The organism is uncultured Polaribacter sp. (genome assembly GCF_947503875.1).
Taxonomy (GTDB): Bacteria; Bacteroidota; Bacteroidia; order Flavobacteriales; family Flavobacteriaceae; genus Polaribacter.
On sequence record NZ_CANNFH010000004.1, the window covers coordinates 349856 to 370061 of the forward strand.

17 protein-coding genes and 1 pseudogene are annotated in these 20206 nt (G+C 31.3%); 10 read left to right on the forward strand and 8 right to left on the reverse strand.

Annotated features, from left to right (window positions below; all coding sequences use genetic code 11):
• Nucleotides 1-9: 9 nt before the first annotated feature.
• The 9 genes from Q0684_RS08725 to tsaB all read left to right on the forward strand — a co-directional run bounded on the left by Q0684_RS08725 (nt 10) and on the right by tsaB (nt 6421).
• Nucleotides 10-597, forward strand: a complete 588-nt coding sequence (locus Q0684_RS08725) for a cytochrome c oxidase subunit 3 (RefSeq protein ID WP_299015351.1) — start codon at nt 10-12, stop codon at nt 595-597.
• A 61-nt stretch (nt 598-658) separates the two neighbouring features.
• Nucleotides 659-1642 (forward strand): cytochrome c oxidase subunit 3, encoded by a 984-nt coding sequence (locus tag Q0684_RS08730; protein ID WP_299015355.1) that lies wholly within the window; start codon nt 659-661, stop codon nt 1640-1642.
• Nucleotides 1643-1681: 39 nt separating this feature from the next.
• On the forward strand, nt 1682-2020 hold the full coding sequence (locus Q0684_RS08735; RefSeq protein WP_299015361.1) for a cytochrome C oxidase subunit IV family protein: 339 nt from the start codon (nt 1682-1684) through the stop codon (nt 2018-2020).
• 85 nt (nt 2021-2105) lie between these two features.
• Nucleotides 2106-2759 (forward strand): hypothetical protein, encoded by a 654-nt coding sequence (locus Q0684_RS08740; protein ID WP_299015364.1) that lies wholly within the window; start codon nt 2106-2108, stop codon nt 2757-2759.
• Between the two features lie 2 nt (nt 2760-2761).
• The gene (locus Q0684_RS08745) at nt 2762-3412 is read left to right on the forward strand and encodes an SCO family protein (RefSeq protein ID WP_299015367.1); all 651 of its coding nucleotides are present in this window, start codon (nt 2762-2764) and stop codon (nt 3410-3412) included.
• Nucleotides 3405-3947, forward strand: coding sequence for a DUF420 domain-containing protein (locus Q0684_RS08750; RefSeq protein ID WP_299015370.1), 543 nt, complete (start codon nt 3405-3407; stop codon nt 3945-3947). The genes Q0684_RS08745 and Q0684_RS08750 overlap by 8 nt, the downstream gene beginning before the upstream one ends.
• 67 nt (nt 3948-4014) lie before the next feature.
• Complete coding sequence (locus Q0684_RS08755) at nt 4015-4161, forward strand: hypothetical protein (RefSeq protein WP_366140198.1); 147 nt, start codon at nt 4015-4017, stop codon at nt 4159-4161.
• A gap of 117 nt (nt 4162-4278) precedes the next feature.
• Complete coding sequence (locus tag Q0684_RS08760) at nt 4279-5610, forward strand: TolC family protein (protein WP_299015376.1); 1332 nt, start codon at nt 4279-4281, stop codon at nt 5608-5610.
• Between the two features lie 124 nt (nt 5611-5734).
• The gene (gene tsaB / locus Q0684_RS08765) at nt 5735-6421 is read left to right on the forward strand and encodes a tRNA (adenosine(37)-N6)-threonylcarbamoyltransferase complex dimerization subunit type 1 TsaB (protein WP_299015379.1); all 687 of its coding nucleotides are present in this window, start codon (nt 5735-5737) and stop codon (nt 6419-6421) included.
• On the opposite strand, the gene Q0684_RS08770 is transcribed toward tsaB, so the two are convergent.
• Nucleotides 6411-7211, reverse strand: coding sequence for a mechanosensitive ion channel domain-containing protein (locus tag Q0684_RS08770; RefSeq protein ID WP_299015382.1), 801 nt, complete (start codon nt 7209-7211; stop codon nt 6411-6413). The two genes, tsaB and Q0684_RS08770, sit on opposite strands and share 11 nt — an antisense overlap.
• Before the next feature lie 170 nt (nt 7212-7381).
• Nucleotides 7382-7582: pseudogene (locus Q0684_RS08775) on the reverse strand (dodecin family protein).
• 167 nt (nt 7583-7749) lie between these two features.
• Between Q0684_RS08775 and Q0684_RS08780 the strand changes: the two are divergent.
• A complete protein-coding gene (locus Q0684_RS08780; protein WP_299015385.1) occupies nt 7750-8100 on the forward strand; it encodes a nicotinic acid mononucleotide adenyltransferase in 351 nt (116 codons plus the stop codon).
• A gap of 381 nt (nt 8101-8481) precedes the next feature.
• On the opposite strand, the gene Q0684_RS08785 is transcribed toward Q0684_RS08780, so the two are convergent.
• The 6 genes from Q0684_RS08785 to Q0684_RS08810 form a co-directional block, all read right to left on the reverse strand.
• Nucleotides 8482-9201, reverse strand: a complete 720-nt coding sequence (locus Q0684_RS08785) for an energy transducer TonB (RefSeq protein WP_299015389.1) — start codon at nt 9199-9201, stop codon at nt 8482-8484.
• A 63-nt stretch (nt 9202-9264) separates the two neighbouring features.
• Entirely contained in the window at nt 9265-9645 is a 381-nt protein-coding gene (locus tag Q0684_RS08790; protein ID WP_299015391.1) for a VanZ family protein, read from the reverse strand.
• Nucleotides 9611-9991: a glycine cleavage system protein GcvH gene (gcvH, locus tag Q0684_RS08795; RefSeq protein ID WP_299015393.1), complete on the reverse strand. Its 381-nt coding sequence runs from the start codon at nt 9989-9991 to the stop codon at nt 9611-9613. Before gcvH ends, Q0684_RS08790 begins: the two co-directional genes overlap by 35 nt.
• Nucleotides 9992-10009: 18 nt before the next feature.
• Nucleotides 10010-17143 (reverse strand): cell surface protein SprA, encoded by a 7134-nt coding sequence (gene sprA, locus Q0684_RS08800; RefSeq protein ID WP_299015396.1) that lies wholly within the window; start codon nt 17141-17143, stop codon nt 10010-10012.
• Between the two features lie 4 nt (nt 17144-17147).
• Nucleotides 17148-17729, reverse strand: coding sequence for a Holliday junction branch migration protein RuvA (gene ruvA / locus Q0684_RS08805; protein ID WP_299015399.1), 582 nt, complete (start codon nt 17727-17729; stop codon nt 17148-17150).
• An 86-nt stretch (nt 17730-17815) separates the two neighbouring features.
• Nucleotides 17816-20107, reverse strand: coding sequence for an NADP-dependent malic enzyme (locus Q0684_RS08810; RefSeq protein ID WP_299015402.1), 2292 nt, complete (start codon nt 20105-20107; stop codon nt 17816-17818).
• Between the last annotated feature and the right edge of the window lie 99 nt (nt 20108-20206).

Consider the following 20206-nt stretch of genomic DNA (forward strand, 5'->3'; position numbering starts at 1 on the left):
AATAAGAAAATGTTGGAAGAACAATTATTACAACAAGAGTTTAAAGCAAATAGAAAAAAAGCTGCAAAACCCATGCTTTGGGTTTCTATGATTAGCATGGTTATGTTTTTTGCAGGATTAACAAGTGCATACGTAATTAGTATGAAAAGAGAAGATTGGGTAACTTTCGATTTGCCAAACTCTTTTTACATAAGTACATTTTTAATTGTATTAAGTAGTATTACCTTATTTTTGTCTCAAAACTTCTTAAAAAAAGATAAAAGACAACTATCTGTAGCCTTATTAGTACTTACATTTTTGTTAGGTGTTGGTTTTATTTGGCAACAATATGTTGGTTTTAACGATTTAAAAAACGCAGGTTTATATTTTACAGGTCCAACAAGTACGGTGTCTACATCTTTTATTATTGGAATAACATTAATGCACGTTTTGCACCTTATTGCTGGGGTTGTAGTGCTATTGGTTGTTATTTATAATCATTTTAAATACAAATACAAACCAAATGATTTACTAGGTTTTGAACTTGGTGCAATCTTTTGGCATTTTGTAGATGTACTATGGATTTATCTATTTTTGTTTTTCTATTTCATTAGATGATATAAAATGATTAATTTTGCAAAAACTATTCGATAATTTATAACTAATAGAAACTATTTTTATGGAAGCAAATATTGCTGTACCAAACGAAAACAACAAAGAGACTTGGGGTGGAGGTAATGTAAAACCATTTGGCGCAAGCTATGGTAAAATGATGATGTGGTTCTTTATCCTTTCAGATGCCTTAACGTTTTCTGGTTTTTTAGCCGCTTATGGTCTAACAAGATTTAAGTTTATAGATTCTTGGCCAATAGCAGATGAGGTATTTACACACGTACCTTTTATGCACGGAGAATACCCAATGATTTACGTTGCAATTATGACGTTTATCTTAATATTTTCTTCGGTTACAATGGTATTAGCAGTAGATGCTGGTCATCAAATGAAAAAAAATAAAGTAGCATGGTATATGTTTGCTACAATTGTAGGTGGTATAATATTCGTAGGTTCTCAAGCTTGGGAATGGAATACTTTTATTAATGGTACTTATGGTGCTGTTAAAACAACAGAAGGTAAAGTATTACAGTTTGTAAAAGACGGTAAGCAAATCGCTTTAGCAGATTTTGTTGTTGGAGAAAGAACAGATAACAGAGTACAGCATACCCCAAAAAATGGTTTGTGGTTTGAAAGTGAAAAAACAATCTCAAATTATTCAGTAGCACAAGTGGTTGCAGCTTATAATGCAAATCCAGATATTCAAGTTAGAACAGAATTAATGGATATGGATTTAAAAAAGAAAACAATCTTGTCTAGAGAAGAAGGTGCTTTACAATTGGCAAAAACAAAAATGGTAGTTGAAGGAGCTAACTTAAGAGCAAATGAATATGGAAACACCATATTTGCAGACTTCTTTTTCTTTATTACAGGTTTTCACGGTTTTCACGTAGTGTCTGGTATTATACTTAACATTATAATTTTCTTTAATGTAATTTTAGGGACTTATGAAAAAAGAGGACATTATGAAATGGTAGAGAAAGTTGGTTTATATTGGCACTTTGTAGATTTAGTTTGGGTATTTGTATTTACATTCTTCTACCTAGTTTAATAATAAGATTTTTAGATTACTTTAAAATATAGCATTAAAATGGCACACGCACACGAATCTAGCGCAAAAAGAATATGGATGGTTTTTGGTATTCTATCTGTACTAACATTAGTAGAGGTATACTTGGGTATTATTAAACCAGATGCTTTACACTTACAAGGTCCTGGAACCAGTTGGTTAAATTGGATTTTTATAATCTTAACATTAGCAAAAGCATACGGTATTGCTTGGGTGTTTATGCACTTAGAAGGAGAAAAAAAATGGTTTAGACGTTCTATAGTATGGTCTGCTGTTTTCTTAATCATCTATTTGGTTACACTATTGCTAATCGAAGGAGATTATTTATACGAGACATTATCACCATTAGTAAATTGGTAAGAGATAATTTAAAGAGGTGGTTTTAACCACCTTTTTTTTTACGCAAAATTTGTTAAAAATAGGTTAAAAGTAAAATTCTAGATAAATGAGGTTTTTCACTAAGAAAAGAGTAGTACTGTTTTTGTTATTTATTTTTCCGTTGTTTTTCTATCTGATTTTATCTTCAGGAATTAACAACTTTGCAAAGCTACCAGTAATCACTAAAAACATTACGGATGTTGCTTTAATAGATAGCAGTAATAAAGTAACGTTTCAAAATAATATATCTGTAGTTTGCTTTTTAGGTGAAGATATACAAGCAATAAAAGGTGCTATTTTTAATTTAAATCAAAAGATTTATAAGCCGTTTTATGGTTTTAAAAACTTTCAAGTAATTGCTATTTATCCTGCTTCTAAAACTGAAGAAGTTAAAAAGTTAAAAGACAAGGTTGGTGCTTTTACAGATATGGTAAAGTGGAAGTTTGTTGCTAGTTCTAATGAAGAGATTTTGGCTTTGTATGATAGCTTTAAAACAGGCGAAGCACTAAATAATTTACAAATATCTAAAGCTTTTATTGTAGATAAAGAAGTAAACTTAAGAGGAAGGTTAAAAGATAAAGATTACGCTGATGGTAAACTTTTTGGATATAATATGAATTCTGTAGCCATTTTAAAAGATAAAATGAAAGATGATGTAAAAGTACTGTTAGCAGAGTACAGGTTAGCATTAAAAAAGAACGACGCAGATAGAGAAATTTAAAAATGAAGAAAAAAAATTCTTACATAGGTATTGCATTTATAATTTTGCTCTTTGGTATTTATACAGTGCCTAAAGTAGTAGATCGCTTTTCTTCGGATAAAGTGAGCCTTGTTAAGTTTAATAAGGTACCAAATTTTGAATTTATCAATCAAGAAGGCAAGCTAATATCTAATGCAGATTACAAAGGTAAAGTGCATGTGGTAGAGTTTTTCTTTGCAACTTGCCCAACCATTTGCCCAATTATGAACCAGAAAATGCTAACTATACAAAACGAGTTTTTTGGGAATCCAAGTTTTGGGATAGCATCAATTTCTATAACACCAGAAATAGATTCGCCAGAATTATTAAAAACATATGCTAAGAACAACGGCATAACACACAAAAATTGGCATCTTTTAACAGGTAAAAGTGAGGCTGTTGTGTACAATCTTTCTAATAAAGGTTTTAAATTATATGCAGGAAAAGGTGATGCAGATCATGGTGGGTTTGAACATTCTGGTTTGTTTGCCTTAGTGGATAAAGACGGTTATATAAGATCTAGAAAAGACGAATTTGGTAATCCTATAATGTATTACAGAGCTATAGAAGAACAAGGTTTTCCTGATCAGATAAAAGAGTTAAAAGAAGATATTAAAATTTTATTAGATGAATAGTTTAGAGGTTAAAGAAGCAAAATATAAGAAGATTATTACAGCATTGTCCATTGTAATTCCTTTGGCTGTTGCCGCGTTGTTTGGTATCAATTTAAAAAGGCTAGGTTTTAATGTAGAGCCTTTAACTTTTTTACCGCCAATTTATGCTACTATAAATGGTCTAACAGCAGTTTTGTTGGTTGCCGCAGTTATGGCTATTAAAAAAGGGAATAAAAAGCTACATGAGCAATTAAATACTGCAGCAATTGCTTGTTCTCTAATTTTTTTGGTATTGTATATTGCGTATCACATGACGTCAGATTCTACTAGTTTTGGTGGTGAAGGTCTTATTAAATATGTGTATTATTTTATTTTAATTACACATATAATCTTATCTATTGTAGTTATTCCTTTTGTGCTAATTACCTATATGAGAGCAAAATTAGGTAAGTTTCCAGAGCATAAGAAAATAGCTAAAAAAACTTTCCCTTTATGGTTATATGTTGCCGTTACTGGCGTAATTGTTTATTTAATGATAGCTCCTTATTATGCATAAAAAAAAGATATTTTTCGTCTTATTTGTTCTTATTGGTTTTATTCAAAATACGTTCCCACAGTGTGCAATGTGTAAAGCAGTTGTAGAAAATGGAGATGCTACTATGGCAGAAGGTATTAATAACGGAATTACATATTTAATGGTTTTTCCTTATATTTTGGTAGGTATATTGTTGTTTTCTATTTATCGTTATAATAGAAAGGTTAAAAATTAACATATAAATAGGAGCAATTTTTTGTAACAAATTTTATTTTTGGTCGTCTTACTTAAACATTTATAAAAGAGGTTATCTAATTGATAACCAAAAATAAACAACCAAAAACTTTTACCTTTGAAAACTAAACTTATATTTTTAGTGGCTTTATGTTTTTCTTTAGCTACTTTTTCTCAAAAAAAATGGACATTAAAAGAAGCTGTAAATCAGGCTTTAGAAAAGAATATTTCTATTCAACAAAATAAGTTGAGTGTTGAATTGGCAAAGAAAGATGTAGCTATTGCAAAAGGTAATTTCTTACCAAATTTAGGTGCTAACACAAGAGGTAATTTAAATTTTGGTACTGGTTTTGATCCTGTTTCTCAAGATAGGGTAAACACAAGTTTTTTTGGTGGTTCTTTAGGAGCAAGTTCTAATTATACTATTTTTAATGGTTTTAGAAACACAAATACATACAAACAAGCACAATTAGGTGTAGAATCTAGTTTGTTTGATTTAAAACAAATAGAGAATGATATTTCTTTAAGAGTTGTAAACACCTATTTAAATGTTTTATTTGCTAAAGAAAATTTAGAAGTTGCCAAAGTACAAGCTGCCATTAGTGAAAAGCAAATACAAGCTGCGCAAGCAAGATTTGATGCGGGCGTAATTGCAAAAGGGGATTTGTTAAACATACAATCTACAGCAGCAAACGATGCTCAAAATTTAATTACACAAGAAAATACATTAGATTTAGCGTTATTAAATTTAGCACAACTGTTGCAAGAACCTGTAGAAAATTTTGATGTAACACCAATTGATGTTGGAGCACCTTCCGCCAATCTTTTCTACAAAACGTCTGAGAGTGTTTACAATAAATCATTGGATTATATGCCAGAGATTGCAAGAGCAAAGTTAGACATAGAAAATGCAGATTTTAATATTGCACTTGCAGAGAGTGCTTATTACCCTACAATTACTGCTTCTGCAGCATTATCTACCAACTATGGTTTTAATTTAAATTTACCAGAGGGTTTTGAGAATCCAGGTTTTGGCACTCAGTTAGATGAAAACTTAGGTTATGGATTAGGATTTAGTGTTAATATCCCTATTTTTAATCGCTTTCAAACCAAAAATAGAGTAGCACAATCCGTTATTAATAAAGAAGTGTCTCAGACAAGGTTAGAAGATCAAAAATTGAGACTAAAACAAACCATAGAACAAGCTTTTTTAGATGTTAAAACAGCTTTAAAAACTTTCGAAGCTTCAAAAATTTCTTTAGAATCTCAAAAAGAGGCTTTTAAAAATGCACAAGAACGTTATAATTTTGGCGCAATGACTATTTTTGATTTCGATTTGGTAAGAACACGTTTGGTAAACGCAGAAGGCGCAATGATTCGTTCTAAATACGACTATGTTTTTAAAACTAAGGTATTACAATTCTATTGTGGCGAGTTAGTTTTAGAATAAACCAAGCATCTAATTTTATAGAAAAAAGGCTTTAATAGGGAATTGCAATTTTTGTAAGAATCTATTGAAGCCTTTTTTGTTTGTGTTTTTTTCTGAAAGACTATCTTTGTACAAAAATTATAGGTTGGCAATAATACTGAATATAGAGACTACCACAAAAAACTGTTCTGTTAGTTTGGCAGAAGATGGTGTGGTATTAGCAATAAAAGAGCTTAATAATGGAAATTACTCTCACGCCGAAGTTTTGCATGTATTTATAGAAGATGTTTTGAAAGAAGCCGGTTTTGCGAAAGCTAAAATAGACGCTGTAGCCGTTAGTAAAGGACCAGGTTCTTATACAGGCTTAAGAATTGGCGTTTCTGCTGCAAAAGGCCTTTGTTTCGCTTTAGATGTTCCATTAATTTCTATTGATACACTAACTGCACTTTCTTATAAAATTTCTGCCAATAAAGGGGTTATTGTACCTATGTTAGATGCTAGAAGAATGGAAGTCTATTCAGCTGTTTTTAATGCGAATTATACTCAAATTAGAGAAATTAAGGCAGAAATTATTGATGAACATTCTTTTTTAAAATATTTAGAAAAAGATGTTGTTTATTTTTTAGGTGATGGAGCTGCTAAGTGCCAAGAAATTATAAAGCATGATAATGCTAATTTTGTGTTAGGCAAATATCCATCTTCAAAAGAAATGGCAGTGTTATCATATAAGAAGTACAAAAAAAACGACATGGAAAATGTCGCTTATTTTGAACCTTTTTATTTAAAAGATTTTGTTGTAATTCCGGAAAAGAAGAAAAAACCTATTTTTTAATTTGTACTTGATGTGGATAAGGTATTTCTATACCAGCTTTGTCTAATTCTAGTTTGGTATTTTCTGTAACTTCAAAGTATACATTCCAATAATCTTCAGCTTTACACCAGGGTCTTACAGCAAAATTTACAGAACTATCTGCAAGTTCTAATACGTTAACTGTTGGTTTTGGCTCTTTTAATACTTTAGGATGGTTTTGAAGTACATTTAATAAAACATCTTTGGTTTGTTTAATGTCAGCATCGTAGGCAACACCAAAAACTAAGTCTACTCTTCTTGTGCCTTCTGTTGTGTAGTTTATTATAGTTCCGTTAGATAACGAGGCATTGGGTATAATAATTTCTCTATTAGATAAACCAGTTAATTTAGTAGTAAAAATTTCAATTTCTTTTACCACACCAATTTCTCCCTGTGCCTCTATTAAATCTGAAACCTTAAAAGGTTTAAAAAGCATGATAAGTACTCCTCCCGCAAAATTTGCTAAAGATCCTTGTAGGGCAAGACCAATAGCTAAACCTGCAGCAGCTAAAATTGCCGCAAAAGATGCTGTCTCTACTCCTAGTTTAGCAATTACGGTTATAAAGAGTAATATTTTAAGCGTCCAGCTTAGTAAATTCCCTAAAAATTGTTGGAGTGAAATATCTACTCCCCTTTTTTGCATTATTTTTTTGCTGGCATTAATCAATATTTTAATTACTGCTAAACCTATAATTAATAGAGCCAAGGCCATTAATACTTTAGGTGTGTATTCAATTACTATGTTTTTAATCCATTCTGTTTTTTCTAACATATGTATATTTTTTAAGCCTTATTGGACAAATTTAATAAAATGATAATTTATTTAAAAGTTAAGTTAGTATTGTTATAGAATATTTTTGAGACGAAGGTGTTTAGGCTTTACATAGAAAACAATTTCCTGTAAAAAGGAAATCGTTTTTACAATTTTAAGAAAAGGTGTGATTAATGTACTTGGAATGTAATTTTTAAATTTATCCGAAATTCAGCGATATCTTTATCTTTTACTATTGCGCTTTGCGATTGTACAAATACAGATTTAATGTTTTTTACAGATTTAGATGCTTGTTTTACTGCTTTTCTTGTTGCATCTTCTCAGCTTTTTTCTGAGTTCGCTAGAACTTCAATAACTTTCATTACCGCCATATTTTTTGTTTTTAGTTTAAATAATTAAGTTTAGTTGATATAGTAAAATTTATATAAATATGTTAAAATTGCACCCAATGTTAATTTAATGTTATGTAATTGTTTGGTTATTGTTACAAAAGTTATATATTTGTTACTGTAAGGTTAACCTTTAAAAATAAAATATCATGAAAAAATTATTAACAATAGCATTATTAAGTATAGCAGCAATTACTTATGCACAAGATACAGAACCAACATATAAATTAGAAGGAGATTTAGTTAAGGCTACGTATTACCATGTAGATGGTTCAATTCATACGCAAGGTTACTTTAAAAATAAAAAGTTAACAGGTAAATGGGTTCGATTTGATAAAAGCGGTAATAAAACGCAAATGGCCTTTTACAAAGAAGGCAAAAAAACTGGAAAGTGGTTTATTTGGGGCACGGATTCTTTGAAAGAAATTACGTATAACGAAAATGTTATACAAGACGTAAATTTATGGAAAGCTGATACTAGAGTAGCTTCCAATAAATAATAAATAACTGTTTTAAAAAAACTCCAAATTAAGATATTTTAATTTGGAGTTTTTTTGTTTCAAACATTAATGTTTTTCTAATATATAGGTAGTTAATATTGGCATATAAGGCTTTGACGAATGAACTGGTATCTGTAGTTGCCTTTTAGTTCATAGCAATTGAATTTTACCCCGTAAAATGATTGGATCAATTGTTTAACAATCGTTTTGTAGCTTGTAATATCAATCTTATGCTCTGTTTTATACTATCTATTTGGGTGTGCTATATATTACGCTATTCAGACTGAATTTTTACCATTATTTTGTTTTTCTATACAGTTAAAAACATAAAAACGCCTAATTAATATTAGGCGTTTTTATGTTTTGTTGTTTGGTATTTAATTATTCTACTACCAAAGAAAATGGAATGTTGTAAGATACTCCTACTGGCTTACCTCTTTGTCTTCCTGGTTTCATTTTAGGTAATAACTTCATTACTTTAATAACTTCCTGCTCAATTTTAGGATGTGGTCCTCTTGCTTGTACATTTACGATATTACCATTTTTATCAATTTTAAAACCAATAAAAACTCTTTTTTTTCCGGTACTTAAACCTAATTCATTAGGCAAGTCTGTATCAAATTTTCTAGCAAAATGTCTTTGCACTTTTTTATTAAAACAAGCTTTAAGTTTAGCTTTATTTCCTTTACATCCCGGAAAAACGGGAGAATCTTCAATAATCATAAAGTTTACATCCTCTACTACAACCTCAGCTTCTACTACCTCTACTATTTCTTCTACAACTACTTCTTCAGTTTCATCTGTTTCTGTAGATTCTATAACAGTTTCTTCAACTTCTTCTTTGTCTTCTACTATTTCTATTTTTTCTGGAGCTGGTGGTGGTGGCGTTTTAGGTTGTACTGGCTCTACTCTTTCTGTAATAGGAATTTCTTCATCTAAAATGGCATTCATACTAACAACACCTAAATCATTAGTGGTTTTGTCATAGGTTTTCTTTTCTATGGCTACATACGTTACAAATAAAGCTAACACAAGACCAATCTGCATAAAGATTTTACTGTAATTTTCTAAATTTGATTTTGGATTTTTCTTAATTTGCATGAATAATGAATTTTATAGTTCGCTAATTTAAAGAATTTATTGTTTAATAAACAAGTCTTTGTACTAATTAAAATGTTTTTTTCCCAAAGTTCTATTAAAAAATACAAGGCCAAGTAATATTCCAAAGGAATTGGCAATAATATCTAATAGATCTCCTGTTCTATACGCTGTTAAAATTTCTTGCAATACTTCAATAACTATGCCAAAAACAATACATAATATTACAACTATAGTTTTTTTACTTGGTTTTTTATAAAAGGTAAATAACCAAGCAACAGAAAGAAAAAAATAGGCTATACTATGTTGTACTTTATCTAAATTATTAAAGTTAATAACATTTTGTTTGGGTATTTTTATTAAACTTAGGTAAACAATTACTAATGTAATAATTATGGCAAATACAATACTACTATCCTTCAATAATTGCTTTATACCCTTCTGCATCTAATAAATCTTTTACTTGATTGATGTCTGATATTTCTAATTTTATCATCCAACCTTTTTCGTAAGGATCGCTATTTACTAATTCAGGTTCATCTTCTAGTGCTTCATTAAATTCAATTACTTCACCAGTTAAAGGCATAAATAAATCAGATACAGTTTTAACAGCCTCTACAGAGCCAAAAACATCTCCTTCTTGCACGGTATCGTCTAGTGTATCTACATCTACATAAACAATATCACCTAATTCTCCTTGTGCAAAATCGGTAATTCCTACTGTTGCAATATTGCCTTCAATTTTAATCCATTCGTGATCTTTTGTATACTTTAATGTTGTTGGAATGTTCATGTTATATTTTATTTATTATTAATTTCTTCCTAAATTGTAAATAATATTAAACCCACCATTTATTGCTTGCCTAGGGAAAGTGGTAGATATAGCATATCTAGAGGTTTGATGATTGTAGTAAAAAGATGCGGTTAAGCTGCTACTTAATCTATAATCTGCGGTAAATTTAATAGAAAATAATCGTTGTCCACCACTAATTTGGTCATTATCTTCATCCACAGCTCTAATTTGTGTTAAATTATCTCGTAAAGAAATGTCTCCTCTTAAATTTATATCACCTTTTAAGGTGGTTTTTTTACCTGTAAAACGGGTGTTTACTTTAACATCTTTAAAAACATAACCTAAACCAAAAATATATTCGGTTCCTTTAATATCGGTTAAAGTACTATTATTAAAGTTCATGGTTAATGTTCTATCACTTATAACCTCTCCTCTAAAAGAAAAGGAATTTTTCATTTTAAGATCTACTTTAATTAATGGTGAGAATTCGTCTACTAGAGTAGCAGAGGCTACTAATAATTCTGCCTCATAATTTCCAGAAGGATTTGTGGTATCAAAAGGATTTGCAGCGTCAAATTGTAAATTATTGGTAAAACTGGCAACTGTGTAAGAAGAGTTGTAACCATGAGAAACCACAAATGTACTAAAGTTCTTTTTAAAGAAATCTAGTTTCATTAAACCATTGTATCTCAAATTCCAATTAGGTAAAGGGATATTTCTGAACAAGCCTTTGTTTACTTTTTCTGGATTTGTACCAGAGTAAGCTGCTATAAATGCTGGTAAAAGTACTTGCTGACTGGTTTCTCCAAAGCCTTCTATTGGTGCTCCTGTTTCTGCTGCTAATCTATTGGCAATAGTACCTCTGTAAGCTCTCATGGTTTCAAATAAGGCGTCACCATTTTTAAAAGCAGTACCAATCATGTTATGGCTTGTGCTAAAGTTACCATTCTCAAAAGCAGGTGCACTAAAATCTAAAGCACCATTTTCTGTGCCATTTACAACCACATCTAGTTGTTGCGATAAATCTCTTGTTCTTATATTATTACCTCTAACGTCTATATTTAAATCTTTAAAAGGTTTAACTGTAAAGTTGTAATCTATCTTGCTAAAGCTTGTACGACTGTAGGTTTTGTTAAAATATTCTTGAGTAGGATCATTAGAATTTGGATCTCTAGGTGCTATTAACCAACCATTTTCTAACGCTTTATTTCTAATATCTACTTGACTACCAAAGGCAAAGGCGGTTGGTGCACCACCTAAGAAACCAACATTTTGATCGTAACCAGGTAAAAACTGACCGTTATTTTCTGTATAACTAATTTTACCTTGTTTCACAGAAGTAACTACACCATAAATACCTTTTAATATTTGTTTTCCTACAGGTAGTTTTTTCTTTTTATTTATTCTTCCTGGGGCAGGAGGTAAGCCATTTTTTGATTTATTTTTATTATTTTTTCTTTGCCTTTTGGTCATTAATAATTTTTCAAAACCTAAGCCTTTGTAAAATTTACTTAATGTAAATGTGGTATTTAAGTTATGCGTATTTGCATTTTGAATTACGTTACCTACTAAATTTACGTAAGATACTGCATTACCATCATTATCAGCGATACTACTTTGTGCGGCTGCTTGCCAATCAAAATCTGCAGTGTAGGCATAATCTGCTTTTATCCAACTTAAAAAAGGGATTTTATCTATGGGTAATTTATATGTCCCATTTAATTTTTGATGATATAAATTGGCTCTACCTGTGTTAAAGAAATCATCAAAAATTTGAATTTCTTCATCAGTACCAAACGTATCAAAAAGAGAACTATTGGTAGCATTAAAGTTTAGTTGAAGTGATTTGGTTAAATCAAAACCAATGGTATAATCCCAGTCAAATAAAAATCTACGTTGTATTAATTCTGGTTGTGGAGACAAGCCTGGTACTAAATTTCTAGATTGTTGCTCTGTATAATTTCTATTAATTCTGGAGTTTATAGCAACTGTATTTGGTACTGGATTAAAGTTAAAATCTTTTATGAGTTTTAAATATTTGTTGCTTAAAAGAGCTACATTTTTAAAAGGCTCAATAGATTTTCCTTCAAAGTTATAATTGTAAGTAGCACCAGCTGTAACATTTTGATTTATAAATTTCTGAATGTTATAATCTCTATGAAATTCTTCATTTTGCGCATAAGAGACGGTTATATTTTCAACATCATAAAATGCTGGTTTTCTAGTTGAATTGGGGTTTCTATTCTTTTTTACATTGATAAAACTAATACTGGTTCTTTTGGTATAATCTCTAGAAAATTCACTATTGGGGTTTTGGTCTATAGCTTCTGCCAAAGTAACATCTTGAAATTGAGGATCAAATTTTGGATCTATAAACTTTTCTCCAATACTATAACTCATAGGCAATTGTATGCCCCATTTTTCTGGTGTTAAAACTTTACCTAATTGCACAGTTGTGGCAACATCATATTGCTTTGTTTCGTCTAAACTACGTTGGTTTACTCTGTCTTCTACATTACCAAAACCTATGGTAGATATGCTACCTGCTAAAGAAACATTGGCTACATCTGCTATGTTAGCATCTGCATTTAAAACAGCTGCCCAACCACCTTCGTTATCAAAGTCGGCAGAACGTAATTCGTTAAACCAAACTTCACCACTTTTAGGTGTTAAAGAGGTATTTTTTAAACCTAACATAATAGTTCTTAATTCTGCCAAAGTTGGGTTACCTTTCACACTTATTTTGTAAGGGAAATCTGCAGATTGTTGGGTAGAAGTATAAAGCTGATTTATAGGAGCTACTGTTGCACCTAACGCATCTCTCTCTAATTTTACCAATCCAAAGGTTTCTAAAAAGGCGTCTAAATTATTTGCTTCTGGCCAAATATCTAATGCAGAACCACCATTACCAGAAGGTGTAAGTGGTAATTCTATCTCATAAAAGTTTTCGTTTAAATCTGTACCAAGTCTTATTATTGCAGAAAAATCGCCACTATTAATACCAATTTCTTGTTCATTGTCTTGTAAGTGCATAAACATTTTTAAACGTTTAAAACGTCTTAAATCTACACTTATGTTCTTGTAAATTGCTCTAACTTGGTTTGGTTCTAGTCTGTTTACATTTAATGTTACAGATTGTTCATTTTGCAGTTGTACAGTTGTAGTTCCTTGTAAACGTTCACGCTCAATTCCTGGTGGTTGTATGTAACTGCCTTCATTTTGCTCTATACTTACTACACCTACTTCAAAATCGTTTAGTTCGTCTTGGGTAAGATCTCTATCTGGGTTTACTGCTGGGTCTAGAGTTCTTACATAACGTCTCCAATCTCCTCGTACCAAATCTAATTCACCAAAACGAATAACTACAGGCATTCTAAAGTTAGTTAAAAACATTCTCATAAAGCGAATGCTATTAAAGTCTGTAATTCCATTTACAGGAGTTCCACTTCTTATAGGAACTCTAAATTGGTACCATTTACTTACTTGTGTAGTTCCGTTTTCTAGAGTAACATTAGTTGTTTTTTCATCTACAATAAAACCTAGCCCTTTTCTTAAAGACGCCTTATCTAAAGAAATTTTATATTCATAGTAACTCTCTACCGTGTTCATGGTTTGGTCTCTATTGATATCTTCTACATCCGGAAAGTTTGTAGATGAAGTAGGAAAAGGTTCTCCACCTTGGTTTAAAGTAGGTGAATTACCTTGTGTGTTATTAAAATCTTTATATCTTGTTATTAGTGATGCATCTATAGCGTCTAAATTACTCCCTCTAAAAAACTGAAAGTTATCTGCAGCAGGATCATCTAAGGTAGCATATCTTCCAATTCCAGGGAGGTTTCTTTCTTCTTCATCTGTTAAACCATCAAAACCAATATCTTGATTTGTTCTGGCGGCATCTTCCTCGTTAAAAGCATAAATAATTGAGGGATTTCTAGGAACATCTCCCCAAATGGTACTATTTACATTGTTTCCTGCTGCTTTTAAACCATCTTCTGGCAAACCGTTTTCGTACATTTTACGGTTATCTTTTAAAACATCTTCAGAAATATTACCCAAATTTATATACAAATCTCCTACTTGGTTTATTGGGTTTTCAGGGTTAATCCCGTTTGGTAAACCTTCTTCGTTAGTTATAGAATAATTTTCATAAGGATCCATAATCCAGAATTGCATATATTCTACATTGGCTTGGTCAAAATTATTAGTATTTAAAGGTCTTGTAATACCACCCCATCTTGTTTCTGGGTTTTGTAATGTTACTTTTCCTTCTTGTATGGTTGCATCAGGATCAAAATTGTAAGAACCTCTTTCTTGTGGAAAATAAGCTAAATCTAATGTTCTTATTAATGCGTTTTGTGTAAGATCTAGTTGTAAATTCGGAAATAATTCGCCAAAATTAATTTGTCTTGTTTCAGCTCTAGAAAGTTCGTCTGCATCTACACTTTGTGGTGTTTCTCCTATTCCATAGAAAATTTGATCTATGGTATACCACGCTAACTTTGCTCTTTTGTAGTTATACGATAAATCGTCTCGCTCTCCGTTTAAATTAGGAAAAAATCTTGGAGTACTGGCTTCATACCAATCTAAAGGAGATAACAAACTTATTGGAATTTGCGAAGCCTCAAAATCATCTATATAAGAAGTTGCAGCACCAGCAACATCAATACCACTTGGTGTACCAGGAATTAAATAGGCCATATCTGCTCTAACAGAAATATTAGAGGGTGCATCTGTATCTACAAAAGGCAATAGATTTGCGGCTTTGGTAAGTAAAGGAACCTCTGTAGAAAAATCAAAATTAAAACCTAACATGGTGTTGTTAATTGGGTCTGCACCAAAATTAACCTTAGGTGTTAATGGTCTTTCTTCCACATTTAAAAAAGTAGCGCCTACTAAAAAATTATCAGAAAATTTATGTTCTACTTCTACACCAAAAAAGGTTTTTCTTTGTTGATTAAAAACAGCATTATTTTCTGTAGAAACACTAATAGGAACGCCAGATGCTTGTAAACCAGGATCTATTATTTGTACTCTACCTGCTAAATAATCTACTACATAATCTACACCTTCTACCAATTGTCTTCCGCCAGCAGAAACTCTAACAGAACCTCTTGGTACGTTAAAAGCGCCAATTGGTATACCACCAGAATTTTCTGATTTAAAGTATCCTTTTAAGAAGTATTTGTCTTTATTTTGAAAATTGTTTTTAATGTTTATTTTAGTGTTTAAATAGAGTTCTTTAAACAAAAATGCTTCATCTGCTGGTGCAGTAAGCTCATTGGCTAAATCGTTACCAAAAGGTTCTGGCGTTGGAAAAAATATAAATCCGTTTTCAGAATTTACAGTAATACCTTCTACATAATCAAAGAAACCATCTGGTTCTCTGGCCTGACTTTGATCTAGTTGATCTAAATTTAAAACTTGTAATAAGGGTTGGTTGGTAAGACCTGGAGTTTGTGCATTTTGTAGCACGTTAGAAGGAATCCCTGTTTGATCATCTCTATATTGTATTTCGAATCTAAAACCGTCTTGTGTTAGTGGAAACGCGCCTAAGGCATACACGTTTTTCATCATTAAACGCCAAGTAGGAAAAGATTCGTTTTCTCCTGTTGCTGGGTTTTCTCTAAAAGTTTGTAAAATTTCACTTCGTAATAATTTAACCGCTAAATTTTTTGGTGCTTGTATACCATCATTAGAAAATTCACCAACTTTAAAAGAGTTTTTTGTACTACCTGCTACTGTTCCTGCAACTGTATATTCATAAGCAACAGCTAAAACATCACCATCATTTAACCTCCTGTTTAAGGAGATAAAACCTAACTGAGAGTTTAGTCTATATTCATTTTCTTCTAATTTTCTTGCATTCTCTAAAATAGAATAATTAGTACCATTTTGCATCATAAATGAAGCTAAAGTACCATCTATAGTAGATACATCTCTAATACCACCATCTTCTGTAAGTAATGTAGATATGTTGTTAGATTCGTTGGCTGGTAAATTTCTACCAGCAATATTTGGCGGACTTGTAGGTTGAATATTACCTGCTTGATCTACTAAAAAAGCATTGTTTGTTTCTCCAATATCTGCAAAGGCAACAATACTTCTAAAATCTTCTGTGCTTGCGTTTCTATTGGTAATCCAAACTTCTATTCGTGTTATGTTTACAGGACTACTAATTAGCGGGTAATTTTTAAGAGCGTTGGCATAATTATCTACAAAAAATTGAGATAAGAAAAAGTGCCTATCATTATCATAATCGGTAGTTCTTAGTTCAAAAGGTTGTATAGATGCACCACCTTCTGCAACCACTGTTTGACTTTCTGAGTTTTGTTGTGAGAATACTGTGGTAATATTTGTGTTCCCAAATTTTAAATCTGCTTTTACCCCAAAAAGACTTTGTGCACCCGTAATTAAAGAGTTTTTAATGGGCATAGAAACGTTACCAGCTTCTAAACCTTGTATAATATCATCTTCTGTTGGAGTAAAGCCAACTTTTACTAAATTCTGAAAATCGAAAGAAGCTTGTGTATCGTAATTTGCTGTAAATTCTAAACGCTCACCTACTTTTGCTCTAACACTAGCGTTTATTTGTTGATCAAAGTCAAAATTAAAGTTACTTCTGTTTTCTTCAGAAATTTGTGGGTTTTCTGTATTTTGATAAATAAAACCTAGTTTTACGTTTAAGTTACCTGTTGGTGTTACTTTTACTTCTGTACCACCAAATATAGTTTCAAAAAATTTAGAGTTTACGTAATATGTAGGTAGTAAATCTTTTTGCGCATCTTTGGCTCCTTTTTTCTTGCTATTTGTTGCGCCTACCTTTTCTTTGTAATATTGTAACATATCGCGTTTTAAACGATATTTTTCGTATTCTCTTGGTGTTAAATATATGGGTGTTCTTGTCCAGTAATTTCCAACTTTTTCTACAATTACATAACGATTTAGGGTTTTATCGAAAATAATTTCTTTTTCGGCTAAATCGTCTAAAAATAAACCACCTTTTTGGGTGTTTTTAAAATTGTAACGTAATTTAATAGAATCTTTTTTTACACCTGTAGAATCTTGTTCTTTAGTGTTTTGTGCATAGGAAACTAAATTTACTGAGAAAGTAATTACTAAAAATAAGAAGGTGTTTTTAAATAAAGTACTCAAAGCATTAAAGGCTTTTTAAAGCTAATTTTATAATTTGTTCTACAGAAGCTTCTGCATTTTCGTTTAAAATAGAAGTAATAATTTTGTCAGACTGTTTTCTATTAAAACCTAAAACTTCTAAAGCAGATAACGCTTCATCTTTATTTGTATTGCTTGTAACGGCAGAAATTTCGTCTATATTAAACGTTTTAAGTATCTTATCTTTTAAATCTACAATTACCCTTTGTGCGGTTTTGGCGCCTATACCTTTTACAGATTGTATTAAAGCCACGTTTTCAGACGCTATTGCATTTTGTATTTCTTCAGATGTCATAGAAGAGCACATGGTTCTTGCAATACTTGGTCCTACTCCAGAAACAGAAATTAATAACTTAAAAACTTCTCTTTCTGTTTTGTTGATAAATCCAAAAAGTGTGTGCGCATCTTCTCTAATAGACAAATGCGTGTATAAAACAACGTTTTCATCTGCGGGTAAACTAGAAAAGGTATTTAAAGAAATATGCAGTAAATAGCCAACTCCATTGCAATCTACTACAACTTCTGTAGGGCTTTTTTCTACTAATCTTCCTCTTACTTGTGTAATCATAAGCTTTTTTCAGGCTTCTAAAGTAACTATTTTTTTATTGTAGGGCAAAGGTTTTGTTTTTTGATAAAATTTTGCCCTTAAAATTCTTAGTTGTTACTTTTTTCTGCTCTTTTTTCTTTTTGCTGTGCATCTACAGCAGCTAAAGCGGCCATATTTACCATTTCGTCTACACTAGCACCTAATTGTAAAATATGTACAGGTTTATCAAATCCTAAAATTACAGGTCCAATAGATTCTGCACCTTGTACTTCTTTTAGCAATTTATAGGTAATGTTTGCCGATTCTAAATTTGGAAAAATAAGTACGTTTACTTTTTTACCATTTAGTTTAGAAAACGGAAATTCTTTGGCTAACAATTCTGGATTTAAAGCAAAATCTGCTTGTATTTCACCATCAATTACAACATCTGGAAAATTACGATGAATAAAAGAAACGGCCTCTCTAATTTTCTTAGAAGATTCTGCATTTGAAGAGCCAAAGTTAGAAAAGGATAACATGGCAATATTTGGTTTCATACCAAACATACTTGCAAAATTACCAGTCATTTGTGCAATTTTAGCCAAATCTTTAGCAGAAGGATTCTCATTAATTGTAGTATCTGCCAAAAATAAAGGGCCTTGTTTGGTTAACATTAAATTACAGGCTGCAATTCTAGAAACATCTTTACTTTTTTCTACCAACTCTAACATTGGTTTTACTACAGAACGATAAGGTCTAGAATATCCTGTAATTAAAGCATCTGCTTCACCAGTATTTACCATCATTGCAGCAAAATAATTACGTTCTCGCATTAATTTTTTAGCTTCAGAAAAAGTACGCCCTTTTCTTTGTCTTTTTTGCCAATAAGCTTCTCCAAAACGATTTCTTCTTTCTGTTTCTTCGTCTGTTTTTGGATCTATAATTGCTACATTACCCGTAAAACCAATTTCTTCTTTTAATTCTTGAATTACATCTTTTCTTCCCAATAAAATTGGTAAAGCTATTTTTTCTTCAAAAACTCTTTGTGCGGCTTTTAAAACATCTATTTGATCTGCTTCAGCAAAAACCACTTTTTTTAAGTTACTTTTTGCTCTGTTGTGTAATAATCTAACTTCTTTATTACCAGAACCAGAACGTTCCATTAACTCTTCTCTGTAGCGATTCCAATCTTCTATTGGTTCTAAGGCTACACCAGAATCCATGGCTGCTTTGGCAATAGCTGGTGGTATTTCGTAAATTAATCTAGGGTCAAAAGGTTTTGGTATAATGTATTCTTTACCAAAGGTTAAGCTTACTTCGTCATACACAATATTTACTTGTTCTGGCACAGATTTTTTAGCTAAATCTGCCAAGGCATGTACTGCTGCCATTTTCATTTCTTCGTTAATTTTAGTTGCTCTAACATCTAAAGCACCTCTAAAAATAAACGGAAAACCTAGTACATTATTTACCTGGTTTGGATTGTCTGACCTACCTGTAGCCATAATAATGTCTTCTCTTGTTGCTATGGCTAAATCGTACTCTATTTCTGGCACTGGGTTTGCCATTGCAAATACAATAGGGTTTGCTGCCATAGATAGTAACATGTTTGGTGTAACCACATCTGGCATAGAAAGACCAATAAAAACATCGGCATCTTTCATGGCGCTTTCTAAAGTATCTAAATCTCTATCTGTAGCAAACTCTGCTTTTTGCGAAGTTAAATTTCCTCTGTCTTTTCTTATAACACCTTTACTATCGCACATTACCACATTTTCTCGTTTTACACCTAATTTTAGGTATAATCTTGTACAAGAAATTGCTGCTGCACCTGCACCACTTACTACTATTTTTACTTTAGAAATATCTTTTTTAGAAATTTCTACGGCATTTTTTAACGCGGCAGCAGATATAATTGCAGTTCCATGCTGATCATCATGCATTACAGGAATATCCAATTCCTCTTTTAACCTATTCTCTATTTCAAAAGCTTCAGGAGCTTTAATATCTTCTAAATTAATACCACCAAAAGTTGGCGCAATTGCTTTTACAGTTTCTATAAATTTTTCTGTATCTGCAGCATCTACTTCAATATCAAAAACATCTATATCTGCAAATATTTTAAAAAGTAAACCTTTCCCTTCCATAACAGGTTTAGAGGCATCTGGGCCAATATTACCCAAACCTAAAACAGCAGTTCCGTTAGAAATTACTGCGACTAAATTACCTTTAGCTGTGTATTTATAAGCGTTGTTTTTGTCTTTTTCTATTTCTAAACAAGGCTCTGCAACCCCAGGTGAATACGCCAAAGCTAAATCGTGCTGAGTAGCATATTTTTTTGTAGGAATCACTGCAATTTTTCCTGGTTTTGGTTTTGCATGATATACTAAAGCTTCGTGTCTTTTTCTAGAATCGCTCATAAGAATATTTTCTATTAAATTATTGCCTACAAAGATAGGATTTTCAATAGAAGAGTAAAGAATGATAACAATTCTTTTTAGTTATCTTTTTGCGACTAA